18 protein-coding genes and 1 pseudogene are annotated in these 22,364 nt (G+C 55.0%); 2 read left to right on the top strand and 17 right to left on the bottom strand.

Annotation, left to right across the window (positions count from 1 at the left end):
• Positions 1-20: 20 nt before the first annotated feature.
• From Q0O99_RS10990 to Q0O99_RS10980, 3 genes are read right to left on the bottom strand one after another with little or no spacing between them, the layout of a single operon-like run.
• Positions 21-800, bottom strand: a complete 780-nt coding sequence (locus Q0O99_RS10990; protein WP_293751331.1) for a DotU family type IV/VI secretion system protein — start codon at positions 798-800, stop codon at positions 21-23.
• A gap of 39 nt (positions 801-839) precedes the next feature.
• Positions 840-2,165, bottom strand: coding sequence for a type VI secretion system baseplate subunit TssK (gene tssK, locus Q0O99_RS10985; RefSeq protein WP_293751329.1), 1,326 nt, complete (start codon positions 2,163-2,165; stop codon positions 840-842).
• Positions 2,166-2,203: 38 nt separating this feature from the next.
• The gene (locus tag Q0O99_RS10980; RefSeq protein WP_293751327.1) at positions 2,204-2,569 is read right to left on the bottom strand and encodes a hypothetical protein; all 366 of its coding nucleotides are present in this window, start codon (positions 2,567-2,569) and stop codon (positions 2,204-2,206) included.
• Here Q0O99_RS10980 and Q0O99_RS10975 point away from each other — a divergent pair.
• The gene (locus tag Q0O99_RS10975; protein WP_293751325.1) at positions 2,562-2,729 is read left to right on the top strand and encodes a hypothetical protein; all 168 of its coding nucleotides are present in this window, start codon (positions 2,562-2,564) and stop codon (positions 2,727-2,729) included. The two genes, Q0O99_RS10980 and Q0O99_RS10975, sit on opposite strands and share 8 nt — an antisense overlap.
• Before the next feature lie 432 nt (positions 2,730-3,161).
• On the opposite strand, the pseudogene Q0O99_RS10970 reads toward Q0O99_RS10975, so the two are convergent.
• A pseudogene (locus tag Q0O99_RS10970) lies at positions 3,162-3,353 on the bottom strand (IS5/IS1182 family transposase); the annotation flags it as partial.
• An 882-nt stretch (positions 3,354-4,235) separates the two neighbouring features.
• On the opposite strand from Q0O99_RS10970, the gene Q0O99_RS10965 reads away from it, so the two are divergent.
• On the top strand, positions 4,236-5,498 hold the full coding sequence (locus Q0O99_RS10965; protein ID WP_293751323.1) for a hypothetical protein: 1,263 nt from the start codon (positions 4,236-4,238) through the stop codon (positions 5,496-5,498).
• 423 nt (positions 5,499-5,921) lie between these two features.
• Here the strand turns inward: Q0O99_RS10965 and tssA are convergent, their stop codons facing one another.
• The 13 genes from tssA to Q0O99_RS10900 form a co-directional block, all read right to left on the bottom strand.
• Positions 5,922-7,046, bottom strand: coding sequence for a type VI secretion system protein TssA (gene tssA, locus Q0O99_RS10960; RefSeq protein ID WP_293751497.1), 1,125 nt, complete (start codon positions 7,044-7,046; stop codon positions 5,922-5,924).
• 67 nt (positions 7,047-7,113) lie between these two features.
• Positions 7,114-7,407: a hypothetical protein gene (locus tag Q0O99_RS10955; protein ID WP_293751513.1), complete on the bottom strand. Its 294-nt coding sequence runs from the start codon at positions 7,405-7,407 to the stop codon at positions 7,114-7,116.
• A gap of 34 nt (positions 7,408-7,441) precedes the next feature.
• Positions 7,442-7,828, bottom strand: coding sequence for a DUF4280 domain-containing protein (locus Q0O99_RS10950; protein WP_293751321.1), 387 nt, complete (start codon positions 7,826-7,828; stop codon positions 7,442-7,444).
• 1 nt (position 7,829) lies between these two features.
• A complete protein-coding gene (locus Q0O99_RS10945) occupies positions 7,830-8,753 on the bottom strand; it encodes a toxin-antitoxin system YwqK family antitoxin (RefSeq protein ID WP_293751319.1) in 924 nt (307 codons plus the stop codon).
• Positions 8,754-8,768: 15 nt separating this feature from the next.
• The gene (locus Q0O99_RS10940; protein WP_293751317.1) at positions 8,769-10,778 is read right to left on the bottom strand and encodes a type VI secretion system Vgr family protein; all 2,010 of its coding nucleotides are present in this window, start codon (positions 10,776-10,778) and stop codon (positions 8,769-8,771) included.
• Positions 10,775-13,525, bottom strand: coding sequence for a type VI secretion system ATPase TssH (gene tssH, locus Q0O99_RS10935; protein WP_293751315.1), 2,751 nt, complete (start codon positions 13,523-13,525; stop codon positions 10,775-10,777). The genes Q0O99_RS10940 and tssH overlap by 4 nt, the downstream gene beginning before the upstream one ends.
• Positions 13,525-14,613: a type VI secretion system baseplate subunit TssG gene (gene tssG / locus Q0O99_RS10930; RefSeq protein WP_293751313.1), complete on the bottom strand. Its 1,089-nt coding sequence runs from the start codon at positions 14,611-14,613 to the stop codon at positions 13,525-13,527. Before tssG ends, tssH begins: the two co-directional genes overlap by 1 nt.
• A 12-nt stretch (positions 14,614-14,625) precedes the next feature.
• A complete protein-coding gene (gene tssF / locus Q0O99_RS10925; RefSeq protein WP_293751312.1) occupies positions 14,626-16,386 on the bottom strand; it encodes a type VI secretion system baseplate subunit TssF in 1,761 nt (586 codons plus the stop codon).
• Between the two features lie 29 nt (positions 16,387-16,415).
• Positions 16,416-16,874 (bottom strand): type VI secretion system baseplate subunit TssE, encoded by a 459-nt coding sequence (gene tssE / locus Q0O99_RS10920; protein ID WP_293751310.1) that lies wholly within the window; start codon positions 16,872-16,874, stop codon positions 16,416-16,418.
• Between the two features lie 45 nt (positions 16,875-16,919).
• Positions 16,920-17,411 carry a type VI secretion system tube protein Hcp gene (locus tag Q0O99_RS10915; protein WP_293751308.1) on the bottom strand — a complete coding sequence of 164 codons (492 nt, stop codon included), beginning with the start codon at positions 17,409-17,411 and terminating at the stop codon, positions 16,920-16,922.
• Positions 17,412-17,503: 92 nt separating this feature from the next.
• A complete protein-coding gene (tssC, locus tag Q0O99_RS10910; protein WP_293751306.1) occupies positions 17,504-18,997 on the bottom strand; it encodes a type VI secretion system contractile sheath large subunit in 1,494 nt (497 codons plus the stop codon).
• A 47-nt stretch (positions 18,998-19,044) separates the two neighbouring features.
• Positions 19,045-19,581, bottom strand: a complete 537-nt coding sequence (gene tssB, locus Q0O99_RS10905) for a type VI secretion system contractile sheath small subunit (RefSeq protein ID WP_293751304.1) — start codon at positions 19,579-19,581, stop codon at positions 19,045-19,047.
• A gap of 376 nt (positions 19,582-19,957) precedes the next feature.
• Positions 19,958-22,364: hypothetical protein (locus Q0O99_RS10900; protein WP_293751302.1), on the bottom strand; the 2,407-nt coding region annotated here is incomplete at its 5' end.

The following is a 22,364-nucleotide window of genomic DNA, read 5'->3' as shown; positions in this document are numbered from 1 at the left end:
AGCAAGACCCTTTGATGTTTTCAGCCTGCCAACAGGCTAAGCGCCTGCACAACGGCCACTGGCGCTTCCAGCAATTTGCGAATGGGCCAAGACTGCCAAAGCCACAACAGCTCAGACAAGCCCAGCAGCAGCAAGAGCGATAACAAAAAGATGAACGTCCAACGGTTGATGCGGCCCAGACGCTGGGCTTTCAAGTGCGACAAAGTGCTGGTGTAGGCCTGCGCCACGAGGACGCGGTCGCGGCCTTGCAAATCGGGGGCCCGCTGGTAGACAAACTGAAACAACTCGCGGCGCAACGCGGCCAGTTGTTCTGCGCCATCGGGCATGCCACGGTGTCGGCCCTGAAAGCCCAGAGACAGCACATGCAGGTACAGCGCAGCGGCACGTCGCTGCGCCGACTCGCGGGCCAACAAAATTTGCTCAATCTCGTTAAAAACCTTGTCACCCGCCAAACTGCTGCGAAACAACGTGGCCTCCAACAGCACATGCCTCCAAGCATTGCGCCCAGCCCAATCCAAATTGAGCATCAACTCGTCTGCCAGGACCGCCTTGAGGAAGCGGGACTGGTTTTCGGTGTCCACCCCGGCTTTGCCGCCCACGCGACGCACTTCAAGGGTTTGCATCTCGATGACTTGCACCAATTGCTTGCTGAGATTGGCCGCAACCGCCTCTGCATCGACTTCGGTTGCCCGCAAGGCCATGCGACGCGCACGCTCAATTTCACTGTAGAAAAGTCGAAAATGGGTGGTCGCCAGATCAACCGACTCCCCCATCACTGCAACAGAGGCGGAATCAGCCATGGGCGATGTCTCTCCAAAAACAAGGGGTGTTCATGTGGCTCATCCTTTGGTGAACAAAACCAGTTCTTGAGGCCGAGTGGCAGAACGCGATTCATTGGCGTTGCTGATGACCAAGGCCTGCGCCGCCACAATGGTGTCGCTTGAAACATCGATGCTGAACAAGGTGTAGCCCACACTCGAGCGCACCCCCAATTCGGGGGCCTCTTCAATGCGCTGGCGAGCCGCGCCCAGCACACGGCGGTCGCTCAATGAGGTCCAAACCGTTTCCGAGCCGATCACAGCACCGGCCATCCAATTCACCAACTCGCGCTCTGACGGCCCTCGCAAACCGATCACCAAGGTTTTGCCCAACCATTGCGGGTCCATGTCGAGGGAGAATGCCCCCTCTTTGAAGCCAAATACGCGGGAACGCCAGTCTTGACTGACCTCGCCCACCGAATCCTCAATGGACTGCAAAAGGGGCTCAAAAACACCCCAAGGGTCTGCATGGTCCCAAGGCGGCGGCATGAAGGGCACCGCCCCTGGACGCAGCATGGACAGCCCCCCCAATTGGGCACACAGGGCCAAAAACAGGGCATAAGGTGTGATGACAGGGGAACGCAAGACCGCTTCCAGCAACGGCAGCATCGACGACAAATGCGCCAAACGCTCACGCTGCTCCAGCATGTTCAACCGGTCCTCGATGCGCGACGACGGCACCGCCGTCTGCTTGGCCAAAAAAGCTGCCTTGCTGCGCATTTGAGCTGCCAATATCTGGGCACGGCTTTTCAAGAGGCTGCCAGGCGATACTTCCAGCAAAGCGGGCATGTAAGTGCCCAACTTGAACACCTCGTTGTCTTTTTGCACCGTCAAAATTTGCAAGTGCAACAGCACCGACGGCGGCACATCACCCGCCATCAAGGCCAAATTGGCACACATGCGCGGCACATCCACGGGCAAGGCTTCAGAGACTTCGTCTTCAACGGGCAGTGCGTTCATCGCCCTGAAACGCGAAGGCTGACCAGGGTCGCGCATCGAGCGAATCCGCCCCATGGTCAGGTACACCCCCATGGGGCCCTGCTCCAGCGATTCGGAAAATGGCAACAAATCGAACTCCAAGCCGCCCGCCAAATGGCTGCCCGACAAAACCACCGCGGTCCCATCGGGCATCACCACATCGAGCGCCGTCACCCGCAGCAAGCCCGTGGCCAGCAGGCCTTGGTCAATCTCGAGCGTGCGCACACCCCAGCCATAGGGGTTGGCAATCAAGCCATGCCAAGCCAGCAACGCGTCCACACGCGCGCTTTCTTGTTGAAAGTGCTGAGGACTGAGCAACATGCCCTCATGCCATTGAATGCGTTCAGGAGGGGGTTCTTTGAATGTCACTTTGAGAATCCGTTTAATGGTTGGCCAAAAGCGCCCGGTCAGGGCTTCTTCACTTCTGAAGCCTGAAAGCCTTTGGCGCCCAGTTGAAGCACATACCCTGGGGAGGCCATTTGCAAACGCTCTCGGTGCTCACCGGGGGTGGGGTAATCGGCAAAAACAAGTGCCGCCAAAGCAAAGTTGCCAGCAAGCGCCTTTGCGTCCAACCGAATGGACTGGCTTGGCATCAGCTCAAAACTGCTTATCTCAACAGAATCACCAAATGAGCGAAGCAAATCCGACCGTGTGGCAAACCATTTGCTTGAAGAAGTGGCCAACAGTGCCGTCACCATGGCTTTGTCTTTGATATAAACCACATCCACCGCAATGGGACTGTTTTGGTTGGCGTCGTTGTTGGCCGTGATCACCAAACTTTTCCAATCGGGCGCAGCGGGTTTGGGCTCCATGACGGAAGAAACCATGGACGTCACCGCCGACATGGCACCACACCCCGCCAGTAAGCCCATCGACAGGCACAGCACCCAGGTGCGCAGAAAACACCAACCCACTGAAGGCCAGCACCCTTGAGCCTTGAGATTCCAAGCGTTCATCCAAAGTCCTTTCGATTCATACAGAGGGTCTTCGTGGAAGCAAACCTGTGCACCAGTTGAATTTAACGGTTTGTCTCGGTTGGAACAAGTTTATTTGTGAATTATGACAAATTTATCATTTAAAACAGCCACTTACGGCGGTTTTTGAAGCTACTTCCTCATTTCTCAAGTAAAAAACCACTTGAAGTTGCACATTTACAACACAACATTTTCCCTTGTTGTCCAAATATGAGTAAAAAAATTATTATTTTTAATGTAGCTCTAAATTCCCATTTCAAATTCAAGGTTGATTGATAAAAGTTCAACAAATGAAATGACGTTCTTCTGACTCACCCATTTCACGGACTTTTTACCCTTGTGTGGCAACTTTGGCCCTTCTAGTAATCAATCGGCTACGGTTCCGGCGCACTCATACCGCTGCTGCCTGAATAATTCGTTTTCTCACCATCCAAGAGTTGCTCAGTCCAAACAGCGTGATCAGTTGCACCGTTTTTGATCAACCCCACTACCGAGTCTTGCGATAGTTAAACTGGTATTTGAACACCCTGAAGGGGTGTTCCACTTTGGCCCAAATGCTGGCCTTGATCATCTCTAACCTGTCTATCTGGTCATCAACAACTTCACTTTTTTTCAAAGCCCGGCGCTTGCCTGGCATTAAGGAAAATTGCCAGTCCAGCCCGGGGTGCCGCGCTTGAATTTCTTCGTGCATTGTGAAGCCGCGGCCCTTCATGATCATTTTCGATGACAAAAGCGACATGAATAAAGTATTTTTGAATTTGTACACCTAAAATAACAACTAGGCCAAATCGCCGTTGTGCGCTGACAGTTCCTGAATGAAGTGTCGTTTAAAGGCACAAGAATTGTAAGGATTTCTTTGATTGCACCGAATTCCACTCAGTCAATTAATTCCAATAATTTAAAACAAAATAATGCAATTTTTTGTCTTTGAACATTGAAATCATGCACGAACTAATTAATCAATGGGCACAAAGTGTTCGCGCGAACTTTGAGCTAAGATCTTTTTTGTTTGGACACCAACATAAAAAAACGCTATCGTACAACATCTTGAATAACGCTGCGAGAGACATCTTGTTGTACTCCCTAGAAAAAAATACACATTTTTCGATGTTCACGAAACGCTGAGAGAAAGGAAGAAATATGAAAAAACATTACAATTCAATTCGAATTTCTGATTTCAGAGTTCAAATGGTAAATGTTCAGTCGAGGGCCGCATCTTGTCAGCAGTATCCAATTTTCAAAAGAGCCTGGACTTCATGCAAACGTCCTTCAACTATGGCTCCAATTAACTTACAATAATTATAATGACTGATATTGCAAATAATAACCCACAATTTATTTCGATATTTAATTTTCGCCAAATTAAATATATGCAATTGCCACATCAAATTATCAAAAACACCCAAATCCAAATTAATTAATATCTAATATATTAATTTTATTCATTTTCAAAAGGAAACTAGTTATGATTATCCCCAGCGCTGCATTTGAAAAGTGGATTGGACAACCCACAGCTTTTTTTAAATCGAAAGCATCTCAAACATCAAACCCCGGGCTTCCATTTTTCAAACTGATATTTGAAGACAAAATGACGGATACTGTAAGAAGTTCTACCAGTGGAGCGGGTAAAGCTATACAGGATCTACTTAAAAAGGCAACTGTACAAGATCAGTATGAAAGAGATGTCGCCATGTGGTATGGGTACTGCAACCGTACTTCACAAGGTTCTGCGATTTGTTTAAATATTTTTTCAGTTTTACAAAAAGTTGGGGTTTTATACAAAACAAGGACTGCTGGTTGGCGTGATTTTGGTAGAGATTTTCCTGAAATACCTATCGCCTCTATGCTCTCACATGGTGGACGAATTCTTTTTCTACTTCCGATGTCAAATTCTTTGACTCGAGAAGTTTCGAACACATTGGGAGCCTTTGTCAAAGGGATTACATATGATCCTTTGGCAGCAGTTGTAAATCGAGGAACTTACCACACCACGCGCATGGGGGGGACAGTAGGTCAGGTGGCAATTAATGTCTTTACTCGGGGGTCAGGATTGGCTTCTGCAGGTGCCATTTTGTCTACGCCCTCTAAAATGTCTGCTGCAGGTGATGATAGGTTCTGGAATAAACTCACAAAAAATAATTTGCATGATCGAGCTTTAGCATCGCACAGTACATATCAAACTGATTGGATGGACCCTCCTAGTTTACCGGGTGGAAGACACCTTTGGTTTACTGAAGAAAAGGCGAAATTAGCAAGCAATGTATTAGATTCAATGGCTGGAAGGCACTATTATAAAAATGTAGCCCTCGGAGGAGTGGGTAATATCAATCCCTTTAGTGGAGTCGAGATTGATGCAAATGGAGCTCACGGGCATCTTTATGTAAACTATAGAGCACCTCAATATAAAAGATTCGGTTCTATTTTGTTGGGGGTAGAGGGTTCAGCACCGGGATGCGAGAATCAGTATGGAAAACTTCACGATGCACATGCTACAAAGGGTGAATTTTCTGCTACGGGAGGAAAAAAGTGGGAATCATTACTAGGAAAAGAAGCTTTTTACTCAGATTTTGAATCTAAAAAGGATGTTACTCTTTTCGTATGTGATCTGTCTGACCAAAATACATCCAAAGCAATGATTAATATAGAGGGGTTTAGCGCAAACCAATTGGGCGAACCGCTGCAGCCAGTTAGACCTGCTATTTGGGATGAAGTTAGAAGACGGATTTAGTCAAATTTTGCGAATTAATGCACTTTTAGAAAATTCCTTTTGAATTTTCTACTAATGAAAAAAATTATCAACAAGGTTAATGAATTTGATGGCACCATACGACTGTTCTTGCAACAGAATCACAATCTGAAACTCAGATGTCATGGTTTAAGTTCAACCTTGTTTGTGGTTCAGAGGTTGAGCTCGTCCATGTTTTATTTTAGTTAGAGACGTCCCTACTTTAAGCATGGTAAAAACAACAAACGATGCTAGGAATTGCGTCCATATCAAATGAGGAACCATTTGCAGGGGACGAATATAAAAACATTAGATCCAAACGACTTCTAAACAAGTTTAGTGAGTTGAAATTCAAACTCCAGAGATTGTATAATTTCGTAGATTTCTGGAATTATTAAAGGGCGGTTATTAATAAAATTAATATTGCTACGAATTATTTCTGTTATCGACCATACCGAGTAGATTGACAAGCTTATTCAAGTCGCCTTCTTCTCTGATCACTTCAGCCATTAATTCTGGCAAGGACATTTGACCCCAATTGACCGCACGTTTAATCAAGTAGGGCGTTGGGCTGTGGGGCTCGGTTTTATTCAGGAAGTCAGCAATCGATTCAAGCGCCATATAGGCTTGTTCTCGGGTTTGCCAACCCAGCGTGACCGCCTTTTCGGGCGTCTGCACCAAGGGTTTTTCTAATGACAAATTTGATAAATCATTCGACTCGTCTTCGGTAGCAGGCATCAGAACTTCCTCTGGCTGGTTTATTGGAGGTGAGGCTTGGGGTAGGTTCACTTGCTCAGGGACTATCTGATCGAGTGCCCTGCCAATCTGATTGAGCGCATTGGAGATGTTGCTCAAACTGGGCGTGTTATTTGCCAATTGGGCACGCAGCACAGCATCCAATCTTGCCAAAGCCTCCCGACATTGGCGCGTGTTTTTTTTCTGATCTGACACATGGGCATCGGTCAGTTTTTCAGCATAAGCAATCACCAAACTTCTGGTGAACTCTGGCTCGAGGTAAGTCTGCCTGTTATCCCTGCCTGGATCACCATTGATCAATTCCGACTTGGTCATCTTGTCCCAATCGGCCAAGTTCAGGCGGGAGGGTTTTCGATCGACCAAGTGCACCAATGTGATGTGCAATTTCAAGGTCAAGGGCAAGCTGTCATTGAGCCACTCAAAAGGCGCCAGGCGCGCGTCCACATCGTCGCCATCCATGGCCGGAAACAGGGGCTCCCAGTAGCGCTCGATCAAACCAATCAGCAGCTGCAGACCTTCCAGCAAACCCCGCAATTGGTATTGGCGCACCCAGGCTTCAAGCAACCAGGCCGCTATCTGCAGGTCTTTGGATTGATGGGCCAAGGCCGCGCTGCAGCGGCGTTCAATGATCGACCAGTCCGCCACCTTCAAAGGCCTCTCCCAGTGGCGCATGGACAAAGTGGCATCGTCTTCTTCGCGTGCAAGCCTGATTTCAGTGAACAGAGGATCTGCGCGCAAAGACTCACCACAAGGCGCTTCCTCGGAAACTGGGGCCAACAAATCCTCAACTGACATTTCTGGTGCCGTGCTCATGCTGTTTGTCTTTCGTAAGCATCTTCTAAGGTTTGACCACGCCGCAGCATCAAGGCTTGGCCTGAACCGCTGGGGCGGCTGGGGCTGGCGTTGCGGGCGGGGCTGGAGCTGGGGCTGCAACTGCCGCCGATGGGGTCAATGCCGTTGGAGCCGACCCCGCTAAGGGCAAGGACCCCGATGGCGGGGCCGACAAATTGGGCAGGTTTGACGGTGCCAAGGCAGCTGCAGGCCCCAGGCGTTGCCCGACAAAAAGGCCCAACAAAAACAACAAGGTAAACAAAGCCAACAGGCTGAGCACGGCCAAAATCAAGAGCCGCGGCGTGATGCTGAATCGGTAATCCATGGGGATCGTCTTTCCTGTGATTAAAAAAGGGGGTTCAAGGGATCATGGCGGTGAACTGCCCCGGGGCATTGATGCCGATCATCCCCCCCCACATGCACATCAGCTTCGAAGAATTGTTGAGCGCGGGCATATTGCCCAGCAACACCTTGGGTGAGCCGGGTAACCAGGGCACAAAGGTCATGGGCACGCAAGGCATGGGTGTCAAGGCGCCCATGGCTGCGATGGTGGCCACCATGACCATGGGATTCATGATCGACTGGCACATGCCAAACGGCATGACATTGACCATGGGTTTGTTGTCCATGATGTTGGCGTCAGGAATATTGGTCAAAACCCTGCTGATCGGCATGACCATCAAGGCACCTGGTGCGACGCCAAATGGGCATTTCAGCAGTGCGCCCATGCAAACTTGTTGTCCCATCTCAATCTCCTCTGACCAAACTTTGAACCCGATCGAGCAAACTGGGTGTTGCCCCGATCGGATCGGTTTCCTTGCCTTTGGCGTCGTAGCGTTTGGGCGGCGCAACCGGTTTGCCGTCCTTGTAAACCAGCTCTTCCATGACCTCGCCATTGGGCCAAAATCGCCGCAAGCGGCCTTGCAAAACATTGGCTTCGAAATGGCACTCTTGCACCAAATTGCCCTGAGGGTCGAAATCGCTCGAAGTGCCGTGCAACATTCCTTTGCGGTACTGGGCGCGGCGCATGACCGATCCTTCGTAGTAAAACTGCACCAAGCCCTCAAGCTCGCCGTTGACATAAGGCATGCTGGCGACCACTTGGCCTGAGGCATCAAAGCTTTGGCTGGGGCCATGCAACAGGCCATGCGCATAGGTTTGCTCTGACAAGCACTGGCCTTTGACATAGACGCGCAAAATGCCATGCTGCTCGCCCTGAAAATACTCGCACTCTTGGGCCAACAGCCCCTGTTCATCGTAAATCGATGTCAATCCGTGCATGACGCCCTGATGGAAAAAACTGCGCATGGACAGTTGACCGTCAGGCAAAAAACGCTCCATGGGGCCATGCAAGACATCGCCAAGCAGTGTGGTGCGCAAAATCACCTGCCCTTGTTCATCCATCTCTTCAATCTGCATCTCAACGGGCTCTGGTGGGTCCTGATCGTCAAGGGCTTGTTCATCCTGTTCAGTCACATCCTGTCCATCTCCTTGGTCGTCTCCTTGACCTTTTTCAAGCTCGGCATTGTCTTGCTCAGCTAATGCTTGCGCAACTTCTTGATTCGGCGTCAATGCCAAATCGCTGGCCTCTGGCTGACCCAGCTCTGCGCCCAAGCCCTGCGGGGCTTGTGTGGGGTCAGCCAAGTCTTGCGGGCTGTGTGTGTCGTTCATGGCGTGTTGTGTTTCTCAGTTCAATTTGGCAATAGCGCCTTTGACGATCATCAAGGCACCCGCTTGGACGGTGTGCATCGCACTGGCCTTGCTTTCAATGATGGCGCCCTTGTTCTCCAGTTTGGTACTGGCTTGGTTCGCGACGGTCAGGCCCTTGTTGGTCAAGGCGGTGCCCGCCTGATTGGTCAGGGCTGTACCCGCTTTGTTGGTCAGCGCCGTACCCGCTTGGTTGGTCAAGGCCGTGCCGGCCTTGGCCGTCAGGGCCGTCCCCGACTTGATCTCGACACTGCCGCTGGAACTCAGGGCTATATTGCCCGTCACCTTGATGGTTAATTTGCCTTTGATGGTCAACTCATAGTCACCGTTCACCGTGTGCGTGTACTTGGCTTTGTTGGTGTGGCTTTCATTGCCCGTCATCTCCAGGGTGCGCGTGCCTTTGACTTTGTGCGTTTCATTGCCCTTTTTCAGCTCCACCGTGCGGTTGCCTTCGGTCAATGTGTGGGTTTCATTGCCTTTGATCAAGGTGGTGAGCAGGTCGTTTTCAACGTCCACTTTCATGTCTTTTTGCGCGTGCATGTACAGCTGCTCGGAATCTTTCTTGTCTTCGAAGCGCAACTCATTGCCCGCCGTGCCCTTCTTGGAAGACCGGGTTTTAAAGCCAGACTGGGTCGAGTTGGCAGGCAAGGTGACAGGCGTGGTGTGGTCGCTGTTGTAAACGCAGCCGGTCACCAAGGGGCGCTCAGGATCGCCGTTGATGTAGGTGATGACCACCTCCTGGCCTACGCGCGGCAAGAAAAGGGTGCCAAAGCTCTTGCCCGCCACCGGCTGCGACACCCGAATCCAGGGCGAACTGGTGTCGTTTTTTTTGCCTAAGCGGTCCCACGGAAATTGCACCTTGATGCGGCCAAATTTATCGGTCCATATTTCTTCGCCCGAAGAGCCGACCACCAAGGCCGTCTCGCTGCCCAAGGCCTTGGGGCGGGGCGTCACTATGGGTGGACGAAAGGGCACGGTGGCCGGAAAGGCCTCGAACGAGTTGGAATAAAGGTCGCTCGTGGCGTTGTGGTGCAAGCGCCTGAGCACATGGGCGGTGTTGAGTTTGGTGACAAAGTGTTCGCTCAGGGTGAATTTGGTGCCCGCAGTGAAGGGGTAGACAAAGCTGTCGCCTCGCAACACCTCGCCCATCACTTGGCTGGACTGCACCCTGATTTTGGCCAAGGCCGTGGCAGCCGATGCGCTGTCGTTGCCTGCTGGGTATTCGTAAATTTCGCCAACGCCCTTGGCCTCGGTGTGCAGGCCTTGCAAGGAGGTGCTGGCCTTTTCAAAGTCGTAGTCCGACAAAGTGGCCTTTTTGAGCACCACCCGATGCTCGTGCTCAAACCGCGAGATGGTGTCGATCGGGTTTTCGCTGCCGGTGGGTGGGAAAAACCGCACCTTGGCTGCATCGGTGCAGGCCAGGTGGGCCGATGTGGCGTCGGCCAGCACCATGGTGTGGGTGCCGCTGGCAAATTTGAAGAAGTAGAAAATGCCCGCACGCTCCATCAAGCGCGAGATGAATTCAAAGGCGGTTTCATCGTACTGAACAATGTAGTCCTGCGCTTTGTAGGTGCCGGTGAGCTTGCTTTCAAAGGTAACGGCAAATTCACCCAAAACCGCCTTGACCACATCGGCCACCGATTTGGCTTGGTAAATTTTCCGGTCGCGTGAGAGGGTCAGCAACCACAGCTTGGGCACCAACTCAGCGGTGTAGGTGGCGAAATCAACGTTGTAACCACTGTGTGTGAACCGGGAGATGATTCCGCTGATGTAGCGTTTGGGGCCGCCCTCGATGGTCATCAAGACGGTGACCACTTTGCCCACAATGTTGTCGGCCACCAAGCTGGTGCTGCCTGCACGCATGTGCAAGCTGAACTTGAACATCTCGGAAATGCCCTCTGTCCCCTCCAATGAGTCCAGCAACAAAGCATCCTTGCCCAACGGCGTTGTCAGGTTCAGGAAGCCCGTTTGCGCGAAGCCAGTTCTCATGCACCGGCCCCCAGCGGCACATCGTCAAAATCGTAATGCACCTGCCCATCGGCCGTGATCGACATGTGCACGGCGGTGAACGGCTTGTCCATCGACATGCGCTCCAGCACCAGTGTTGACAATTCTGGCAGCACCGATTGCGTCAATATAAAGTCAATGTTGCGGGCCCCACTGTCCACCTCGGTGCAGCGGGCCGTGATCATGGCGGTCACGCTTTCGTCCCAACTGAATTCGGCGCGGTGGTTGAGCCGGAAACGCTCGGCGAGCTTTTCCAGCTTCAAGTCAACAATGCTGCGAATTTGGGCATCGCCTAAGGGGTAATAGGGCACAAGGACCAAGCGGCCCAAAAACGCCGGGCTGAACTGCCGCATCAGCACCGGACGCAAGCGCTCTGTCAGCGCCGTGGCATCGGGACGGCGTCCTTGTTCGCAGGCCTGGGTGATCACATCTTGCGCCGCATTGGAGGTCAGCAAAATCAAGGTGTTTTTGAAGTCAATCGTGACCCCTTCACCGTCTTCCATCGTGCCTTTGTCAAACACCTGGAAAAAAATCTCCAAAACATCCGGGTGGGCTTTTTCCATTTCATCGAGCAGCACCACCGAATAAGGCCGCCGCCGCACCGCCTCGGTCAGCACCCCTCCCTTGCCGTAGCCCACATAGCCTGGCGGCGCACCTTTGAGGCTGGAGACGGAATGGGCCTCCTGAAATTCAGACATGTTGATGGTGATCATGTTGCGATCACCCCCGTACAGCATGTCGGCCAGCGCAAAGGCGGTCTCGGTTTTGCCCACGCCACTGGGGCCCACCAGCATGAACACGCCCACGGGCTTGCCCGGGTCGTCCAGGTCGGCCCGAAAGGTTCGCACCCGCCGAGCAATGGCGTCCAGCGCCTGGTCTTGGCCCACCACCCGAGCGGCCAATTTTTCCTTCAAATGCAAGACCGTGTGGATTTCATCGGCCATCATTTTGCCAACCGGGATACCGGTCCAGCCCGAGATCACGTCGGCCACGATGCCCGAGTCCACACAGACGGGCACCATGGGCTCGTCTTCTTGAATGGCTTCCAACCCTTTTTCAAGGCGCTGCAATTGCGCCGCGGTCATTTGGCGCTCATCTTGGTCCTCTAGCACCTCACCCTCAATTTGCGAGTTGACGTTTTCAGAAATGCGTTTGCGCAGGTTCACAATTTCCTGCACGGCCTGGCGTTCAGCGGCCAATTTTTCACGCAGACCCTGCTCGCGTTGGCGCAGACCGGCAATCACAGCATCGAGTGCCCGCATGTCATCTTGGTGGTCTTCTCCCATGGCGTTGGCGTGTTTAAGCAAACGCAACTGGCCTTGTTTGGCCAGCAAGTCTCGCTCAATCAGTTCAATCTCTTGGGGCACCCCCGATTGACCGACCGCCACCCGGGCGCAGGCCGTGTCCAGCACGCTGATGGCCTTGTCGGGCAGCTGCCGACCGGTGATGTAGCGGTGCGAGAGTTTGACCGCATCGCGCACGGCTTCATCGAGGATTTCAACGCCGTGGTGCCGCTCCAGGGTGGTGACCATGCCGCGCAGCATTTCGATCGCCACATCGGGCGCCGGCTCCTCGACCTTGACCACCTGAAAGCGCCGCGCCAAGGCGGGGTCGCGCTCGACGTATTTTTTGTATTCTGCCCAAGTGGTCGCTGCGATGGTGCGCAGCTCGCCCCGCGCCAGCGCAGGTTTGAGCAAGTTGGCCGCATCGCCTTGGCCCTCGGCGCCGCCTGCACCAATCAGTTGGTGGGCCTCGTCGATGAACAAAACAATCGGCACGGGCGAGGCGCGCACCTCGGCAATGACCGATTTAAGGCGGTTTTCAAACTCGCCCTTGATGCCCGCGCCCGCTTGCAGCAAAGCCAAGTCCAGCGTGCGCACCGAGACGTTTTGCAGCGCTGGTGGCACATCCCCTTGCACCACGCGTTGGGCGAAACCTTCCACCACCGCCGTTTTGCCCACACCAGCTTCACCGGTGAGGATGGGGTTGTTTTGCCGCCGCCGCAACAACACGTCGATGATTTGGCGGATCTCGGCATCGCGTCCCTTGATCGGGTCAATCGTCCCTTGCCTGGCTTGCGCCGTCATGTCGATGGTGTACTGGTCCAGCGAGGGCGTGGCATTCGCTCCTTTGCGCGACACGCTGGGCATCTGCCCACCGGTGCCTGCGCCTTGTGCCCCAGCCTGCGTGCTGCCTGGCGCAGCTGCGTTGGCCAAAGGCATGGATGACTGGGCGCGTGCCGCGCCGCCGGCGTCTTCCGCCGACTCAACCAGCAAGTCAACAATTTTGTTTTTCAGTGTTTCACGCGGGATTTTGAGCAAGCCGGGGGCCATGTCGATCAACAAGCCGCGCAAGCTGTCCACCTCCAGCAAAGCCAACAACACGGTGCCCGAGCGGATCTGCTGCTCCCCCATCAACATGGAGCTGGACAACCAAGCCTCTTGGAACAAGGGCGCCAAATGCGGCGACAAGGCCGGGGTGCGGCCGTTGCCACGCTTGAACCTGTCCATGCTTTGCTGCAATTGGTTCAAGATGGTTTGCGCATCGAGCTCAAAGTAGTCCACCAATATCTGAAGGTCGGGTGCCATGGGTTCCAGCAAACGGCTGAGCAAATGCTCCACCTCCACATTGAAGTGGGTCTGCTGCACGCAAAATTCAGCGGCTTGGGCCATGGCCCGCTTGCACTCGGGGTTGAGTTTGGAGAGCAAGGTGCGGATATCGATGTCCATTATTCGGTTTCTCTTTCAACGAACGGGTCCATGCGGACTTTGAAACGGGCAGGCGCAAAAGCCACCTTGCTATCACCTGGGGGTCTGGGCGCACCAAGCAGCCAACTGGTCAGGCCAAGGCGCGGGCCTTGCGCACAGCCCAGCCCCATGACCGCTTGGAGGGCGGCCTGCGCTGCAGGGCGGTCGCCGGTGGGCATTTGCATGGTGATGCACAAGCGAATTTCCACCTCACTTTGCAGGTGACTGCTCGCCAGCCACGCCAGCAAAACATGCGCTGGCCCTCCGGGCAAAAGGCTCAGGTATTGCGCAATGGGCAGGGCAGCCGTTTCCAATTCAATCCCCGCGGACTGGTCCCATGCGCGTCTGCCCAGCGTGGTTTCTTCGCCCAACCGTCGACCACCGGCCATGCGCTGGCCCTGTATACCGTTGCGCCGCCCCAGCACGGCGCGGTCTGTTTCCGAAAGCGGGTACCAAGCACCCACAAATTGGCGGCCTGACAAGCGGATCTTCAAGCGGTCATTGAGCAAGGCCAACAAGGTCGTCATGGACCTGGGGGCCGGGCCTTGCAAGCCCGCATGGCGCAACCAAGCTTGCTCTCCCCCTGGCGCGCGCGCACCGGCTGCGCGGCCCAGCCCGGACAAGTGGTCCAAGCTGCGCGTAACAGGCGCATCTGCTACGCCTTTGGTGTTCAGGCCCCACTGGTGTTTTTTTCTGTTGCGATACAAAAACGCCAACATGCGCTGGTTGAAGATGTCCAAAAACTCCAAACCAGAGGGGTCTTTGTCGCGCCGCCGGTCCAGCAGGCGTTCGGTCCAAGGCACGGGCAAAGGCCCGTGCGCGCCCGCAAGGGACAGCACCGAAGTCAGCAAGGTCAGGGGTGGCCCTTCACGCTTGCTGTGGCGAACAGACGACACGTCGCTGGGCATGAAAGTGAGCGTGACATCGGCAGACAGGCGCACGGCTTCGTTCAAGCCCACCGAAGTCCCAATCGCCGCACGCTCGGGCTCGCTGCGCTCGAGCAAGCTCATGGCTTGAAACAGATCGTAGTTGGGTGCTGACTCGGCTAGTTGGGTGATCAGATCAGGCAAAGCGTTCTCCTGTCAAAGAAGACTCTGTCGACCTGAAAGCGCCGGCCATTGTTTCCACAATTCGCCATTGCGCTCCACTTTCACACGCACAAACGAATTGACCGTGGTGTAAAGGGCAAAAAAACGGGCCAAAACACCGGCCAGCACCAAGGGGGAGTTGCCCGCAAAAGCATCCAGGTCAAACTCCAAACTCACCGCAGTGCCGCGACACAGACCGCGCCAGGTTGGCCCCCCCAGTTGCGCGGTAGCCGCACTGGCTTGCAAGCGCTTGATACCGCGCACCTGGGTTTGGTCGCGGGCGCTGTCACCGGCAAACAACATCAAAATGTCCTTCAGCGTCTGCACCCCGGTGGTGCCATCGACCAAGGACCTGTGGTTCAAGCGCAACAAAGACACCAAGGCCCACAAAGCTTGGCTGGACATCACCGGGTCGCGTTGGGTCGTGGGCTCATAGAGGGTGCGAATTTGCAGCGAACTGGGAATGGCCACGCCAAGCATGCGTACACCGGGCGGCATTTGTTCTGCCACCCTGCGGTTGGTGCACCAGAGCTCGGCAAACACAACGGGTTCTGCGGGCGTTTGGCGCACGTTCGTGCGGTCGACAAAACTCAAAAAACTGTCGGTGCCCAGAATGTCTTTGCGCAAACTCATTTCACGCCGGCAGCTCCAAAAAAGCACGCTCTCGGCGTCGTCCGCTTCACTGGTGGTGTACACGCTGGGGATGTACTTGGGCTTTTGGGCTTCGGGGTCTGACTGGATCACCGCTCGCACCGAATGGATTTCGGTGCCTGCTTCTCTTTGCCGATCGCCCACCAGCATGTATTCGTGTTGGCGCCTGTCCACCACAATGGGTTCGCTGGTGAGCGCAAACAAATTGATGATGGGCACGCAGCCGAGCTTGAAGCTGTCAGCCGTCACCGAGGACAGCACGCGTGCCGATCGGTCAAATACCAGCCGCAGTGAAAAAGAAGAGCCCCGACCCAATTTGCCGCGCAATCCGCGCAGGTCAAAAAATTGAAATTTGCGCGGAAAAACAAAATACTCTTGCAACAAGCCATAGGCCGGGTGGGCATGGCCGGGGCGCGGTATCACCTCATGACCTTCGTCAAAGCCGCATTCATGCAGGCTGTTGGCACCCAATCGGTGCAAGGTTTTGCCCGAATCGGCCACCAGTTCCACACGCTCCAGCCCGCTGATGAGCAACTCGTGCAGCGGCATGGTTGTCATCAGTTCGCCGCCCAGGTGAAAGCGCAACTGGTCAATGTCCAGTTCCGCTAAGTCCAAACCCGCCTCGCCAGAAATTTCCAGCAACAAGGTGCGGCTGTCTTCGAGTTTGATTTTCTTGGTTTGCAGGGGCCACAAAACCGTGTCCCAGCTCACTTGGAAACGGCAGGGTTGACCATCACTGCCTGTGGCCTGCACCATGGCCCCTTTGGCAATGGGCACGCCCGCAGTGACCTTGCCTTGCGCGGCATCCAGCGTCATGTGCACCACGGTCATAGAAGGTACAGGCTGGGTCAAACTGGGGCAAAGGTTTTCAAGCAAGGCCTCTGCCACTTGGGGGAATTCTCGGTCCAGATCGCGGTGCACCCTGGCCGATAAAAAGGCCACCGCCTCAATCAGGCGCTCGGTGTGCGGGTCAGACGACTCACCGCCAGTCAGTGCCAAACGTTGTGCCACCTTGGGGTGACGAAATGCAAAATCTTGCCCTTGAACTCTCAGGTAAGAGAGTTCCCGGCGATAGTATTCAAGGATGTCATCTTGCAATTGCATGGATTTCGTTTCAGGTGGGACCTTGGCCATCAGGCGGGCTGAAGCCTCATGCCTCCTAAAGGTGTAAAGGCCACGTCGAAATCCACACGCAAAGCCTGGCGGCCAATGGTCACTGCTGCTATGACCGTGGCATGTGCAGTCGTTTTGTTGGCAGCATCTGGCTTGACCGTCACCAATACCATGCCCAGACGCGGCTCATACTTTTCCAAGCATTTGGTCAAAACCTCGGTCACCAGGGTAATGTCATTTTCTGCAGCAGGGGACAAGGTAGTGAAATCGGGTAAGCCATAGTCCAACACAGTCAGCTCATGGGTCAGATATTCAGACAATGTGAGCCGCGACTTGGTGCTGAACAACTGCCCCATTTCTCGGGCCAAAGATTGTTTGAGCCCAACGGAGTCCAATTTGGTATCGATTTCGCTGCTGTCCGAGGTACCCAGCAAACGGTCAAACAACGGGGCCGCACAAGCAAAGACAAGTTTTGACATTTGACAACTGCTTTAAACAGTGCGCCCCCATTTTGTAAAACGCAATTACTTAGGCGCTGTGGTTGACTTGTCGTAAATGAATTCTGTGTTGCCCTTGGCCGCACCAGTATCTTCTTGCTTGGTGTAAGTGCCGGTTATCTTTGAGAAGTTCAACACAAAAGTATCCTGCGGGTAACCATCTTGACCTGAAGTGCTGACGGCTCCGATCAACACGTCCTCCATCACGTAAACAATGGTCGCAACCCAAGCGCCATTAGCTCCCGTATTGGTGCCCACGCTGAGGGTTACTTTCGGAATGGGCGTTGCCTTGAGGCAGTATTCATACAATTCAGTGGTCGAGAGATCCGTGGATTTGTAGCACGTCACATCACTAAACCTGGGCTGGCCTTTAGTACGCTGGGAGTTGGCTGTGTCATCGGTAAGGTCCCGACCAGCACTGTGGCTGTAGCTGTCCAGAGCAATCTTGTCGATGAAAGTCTGGTGTTTTGAATTGCCTTTGATGGCACCTAAATCAAGAAAAATCGTATTGTTTGCCATGAAATTCTCCAAAAAAATGAGCGCCGAAATGGCGTAGAAATGGTTCAGATGTGCTTGCTGGGCCCAGCAAGCACATCCGTTTTGTCTTTAAATCAACCGGCTGCAGCAGGCAACTCGGCCACCAAACGGATAGAAGCCGTCAGCTCTTCCATTTGGAAGTGCGGCTTGAGATAAACAGTGGCTTGGAAAGCACCGGGCTTGCCGGGCACCTCGACCACATCCACCCGACCCTCGGACAGAGGGAACCTGGCTTTGGACTCTTGGCTTGCGTTGGAGCTGAGCAGCACGTAACTTGCCAACCAGTCGTTCAAATACCCAGAAACGCTTTCTGCCGATTGGAAACTGCCAACTTTGTCGCGCATCATGACTTTCAGGTAATGGGCAAAGCGCGAGGCAGCCAAGACATAAGGCAAACGTGAAGACAGAGCCGCGTTGGCGTTGGCCGAATCCAAGCTGTAGACCTTGGGCTTGTTGGTGGTTTGACCCCCAAAGAAAGCCGAATAATCAGAGCCTTTGGAGTTGACCACGGCAATAAAGCCCAGGTCATTGAGTTCTTTCTCACGGCGATCGGTGATGGTGACCTCGGTGGGGCACTTCAACACCACATCGCCTTCGTCGGTCTTGTAACTGTGGGCCGTCATGCCAGAGACTTTGCCACCGCCTTCAACACCCCGAATGGCGGTGCTCCAGCCGTGCTTTGCAAATGCATCGGTGATCCGCAAGCCCAACTGGTAAGCCGAGTTGGCCCACAGGTATTTGTTGTGGTCTTTGCCGTCGACATCCTCTTCGAAACCGAAAGTTTCAACGGGGTTGGTCTTCGCACCATAAGGCAAACGGGCGGCGTATTTGGGCAAGACCATGGCCACATAACGCGAATCTTCAGACTCACGGAAACTGCGCCAAGTGGCCAGTTCTGCGCTGTCAAAAATCTTGGACATATCACGTGGAATGCCCAATTCGGTGAAGGACCGCATGTCAAAAAGTGCAGGCGCAGCCGATGCAATGAAAGGCGCATGCGAGGCCGCTGCCACCTTGGAAATGCGCTCGAGCAAAGCCATGTCTTGGGGGTGACGACCAAAATAATAGTCACCAATCAAGAGGGAATAGGGGTGGCCACCAAAAGTGCCGTATTCCTCTTCATACACCTTCTTGAACAACACGCTCATGTCGTGGTCCACAGCGGTTTCCAAGTCCTTCAAGAGTTCCTTTTTGCTCACGTTCATCAAACGCAGCTTTAAACGGGAACTGGTCTCGGTGCCAAACACCATGTCACGCAAGCCTGTCCAAGAGGCTTCAAGTGCCTGGAAGTCTTGGTGGTGCATGATGGCATTGAGCTGGTCAGAAATGATTTTGTCAATTTCTGCAACGCGCTCGTTGATCATGGCGACCACGCCCTTGTCGGGTGCCGCTTTCATGCCTTCGTCGAGAATTTGCGTCGCAAATTGCCCCAGCAGTTGTTTTGCGTAGGCATTTTGAGATGGCTCTACAGCCATATTGCCTTCTTGAACGATGCGGTCAAGCAAACTCAGTTCGCCTGCTTCTACAACCGCGGTATCGCCCGTTTGTGCTTCTTTTTTCGTTGCCATGTTAATTACTCTTTGATCGTGATGGGTTTAAACGATGGGGACTGCAATCAAGCAGCCACCTCGGCTTTGTCGCCGTCGGCTTTGTCGCCGTCGGCTTTGTCGCCATTGCCCTTGAGCGCTTTGAGTTCTTCTGTGTTTTGCACAATGTTTTCAAGCAAGGCATCCAGTTCGTCGTTGCCATCCAACTTGCCCAACAAATCGCGCAGTTGTTGACGTGCTTCCAACAATTTTGTCAAACGAGGCACTTGGGCCACGATGGACTCGGGGTGGAAATGCGCAAACTCGGTGAAATTCAGTTCCACTTTGATGTTGCCCTCGCCCTTGTATGTGTCAGGCACAGACAAGTCCAAGCGGGGTGCAATTTTGGTCATCACACCGGTAAAGTTTTCGCGGTCCACCTCGATGAACCGACGCTCTTTCAACTTGGGGAGCGGGTTCAGCGGCTGACCCGACAAGTCAGCCATCAGGCCCACAACCAAGGGCAGTTCTTTTTTCTCTATGGCTCCGCCCGATTCGACGTCATAGGTAATTTGTACACGGGGAGGGCGGTTGCGGCCGACCCATTTTTGCAAGCTATCAGACATTCAAGACCTCTTTCCATGTTTAAGTTCATAACAGGCTGCCACCCCAAAGGAGATGGTCCCAACCCTGATCACAAGCTTTGCGCCAACACTGTCACCTTCCCCCCTTTCTCATTCAGGGGAGGCAGTAACGGAAACAGATAATTCCAAAAGTGAAATTGGATATCTAATTTTGTTGGCCAGTGCCTGTTATATTGATCATATTGAAAAGTCTATCAATTTCAATGAGTTTTTTGTCATAAACCAAAAAAAGACATTTTTAATACATTTGGGAGAATAAAACTCGCCATGGAAATTTCAATAAATCGGCATAAAGTATTATTTGAAGCGATTTCTTGAGGGAGCCCTTTGATTCCGCCTGAGCAAGGCCCCATGCTGATCAGCGTTTGAAGGTGGACACATACCAAGCGACGAGCCTAGACCAAAGACTTGGATCAGCTGACGCCGTCTCTTGGGCTGGGCCAGGCGCAAGTGGTGTAGCTGAAGTTGGGCCTTCAATTGGACCCTCGGCTGCCCCCGACTCGGTCCTTGGAATGGCTTGCCGATCGGATTGGGGCAGAGCCGGCCCATCGCTCACCATGACTGGCGTGGCCGGTAAGGATGAGGCGCTGGACAAATCCGCCTGCAAAGAAGCAGGGCCTGTCGCGGCATGGGGGATCATTGTTCCTGAGGGCGTCACCGGCATCCGCCGATCTTGCGGATCAAGGGATGAGGCCAAGAGCGGCTCGCCTGTACCTGCCAAACTGCGGTTTTTATACGCTTGGAGATCTGCAATAGGCTGTGAACCCAACGAAGTTGACTTGCCCGAGACCGAGCTGTTGGATTCACTTGCCCTGCCTGAGCCTTCTGTTCCGTCTGTTCCACCTTTGCTGTCTGAGCTCGCTGAAACTGCACCGGTTTCCGCTGATTGGGATGGGGCATGGCCAGCCTCAGCCTCAAAGGCTTCAAATGCCCCCGCATCGCCAGACAAGGGGGAAGAAGAACCGGTCTGACTGCCCGACACCAAACCAGAAGTCAGGCTGCCGCCCTGACCCGAAAAGCCTGTCAATGACTTGACCTTCTTTTCAGCCGAAAGAAGCGCTTTGGCATTGGCCAGCGCATCTGGGTTCTTTGGTTTGGCTTGCGTGTCTTTGCCATCGGCTTGTGCGCTTGCAGCGACTACACCATTTGTACCTGCAATGTCTTCAGCAGCACCGCCTTCTTTGTCCGAGCCGGTGCCGTCGCCGCCCGCGCCGCCCGCGCTGTCCGTGCCGTCCGCGCTGTCTGCGCCGTCTGCGCCGTCTGCGCCGTCTGCGCCGTCTGCGCCGTCTGCGCCGTCTGCGCCGTTTGCGCCTTCCGAGCCGCCCGAGCCGTCTGCGCTGTCCGCACCTTCCGCACCTTCTGCGCCGTCTCCGCCGTCTGCGCCGTCTCTGCCGTCCGCGCTGTCCGCGGCAGCAGAGCCGTCCGCGCCGTCCGCCTTGTCCGCGCCGTCCGCCTTGTCCGCGCCGTCTGCACCGTCTGCACCGTCTGCACCGTCTGCACCGTCTGCGCCATCTCCGCCCTCCGTGCCGTCCGTGCCGTCTGTGCTGTCTGCGCCGTCCGCGCTGTCTGCGCCGTCCGCACTGTCCGCGCCGTCCGCACTGTCAGCACTGTCAGCACTGTCCGCGCCGTCCGCGCCGTCCGCGCCGTCCGCGCCGTCTGCACTGTCCGCGCCGTCCGCGCCGTCCGTGCCGTCTGCACTGTCTGCGCCGTCCGCGCCGTCCGCGCCGTCCGCGCCGTCCGCGCCGTCCGCGCCGTCCGCGCTGTCTGCGCCGTCCGCACTGTCCGCACTGTCTGCGCTGCCTCCGCTGTCCGCGCCATCTGCGCCGTCTGCGCTGTCTGCGCCGTCTGCGTCGTCTGCGCTGTCTCCGCTGTCCGCGCCATCTGCGCCGTCTGCGCCGTCTGCGCCGTCTGCGCCGTCTGCGCCGTCTGCGCCGTCTGCGCCGTCTGCGCCGTCTGCGCCGTCTGCGCCGTCCGTGCCGTCTGCGCTGTCCGCGCTGTCAGCGCCGTCATCGCCATCTGCACTGTCCGCACTGTCCGCACTGTCTGCACTGTCTGCGCTGTCTGCGCTGTCTGCGCTGTCTGCGCCGTCCGCACTGTCTGCGCTGTCTGCGCTGTCTCCGCTGTCCGCGCCATCTGCGCCGTCTGCGCTGTCTGCGCTGTCTGCGCCGTCTGCGCTGTCTGCGCCGTCTGCACTGTCTGCACTGTCTGCACTGTCTGCGCTGTCCGCACCTTCTGCGCTGTCCGCACCTTCTGCGCCGCCCGAGCCGTCTGCGCCGCCCGAGCCGTCTGCGCCGTCCGCACCTTCTGAGCCGTCTGCGCTGTCAGCGCTGTCTGCGCCGTCCGTGCCGTCCGCGCCGTCCGCGCTGTCAGCGCCGTTATCGCCATCTGCACTGTCAGCACCGTCTGCACTGTCAGCACTGTCAGCACTGTCAGCACTGTCAGCACTGTCTGCGCTGTCCGTGCCGTCTGCACTGTCTGCGCCGTCTGCGCTGTCAGCGCCGTCCTCGCCGTCTGTGCCGTCTGCACTGTCTGCGCCAGCAGAGCCGTCTGCGTCGTCTGCGCTGTTCGCGCTGTCTGCACTGTCCGCGCCGCCCGCACCTTCTGCGCCGTCTGCGCCGTCTGCGCCGTCTGCGCCGTCTGCGCCGTCTGCGCCGTCTGCGCCGTCTGCGCCGTCTGCGCCGTCTGCACCGTCCGCGCCGTCCGCGCCATCCGAGCCGTCCGCACCTTCTGCGCCGTCTGCACCTTCTGCGCCGTCTGCACTGTCC

It is taken from the genome of Limnohabitans sp. Rim8 (assembly GCF_945901735.1).
Classification (GTDB): domain Bacteria; phylum Pseudomonadota; class Gammaproteobacteria; order Burkholderiales; family Burkholderiaceae_C; genus Limnohabitans_A.
Note: the sequence above shows the minus strand (reverse complement) of the source record. Positions and strands in the feature narration are given on the sequence as shown.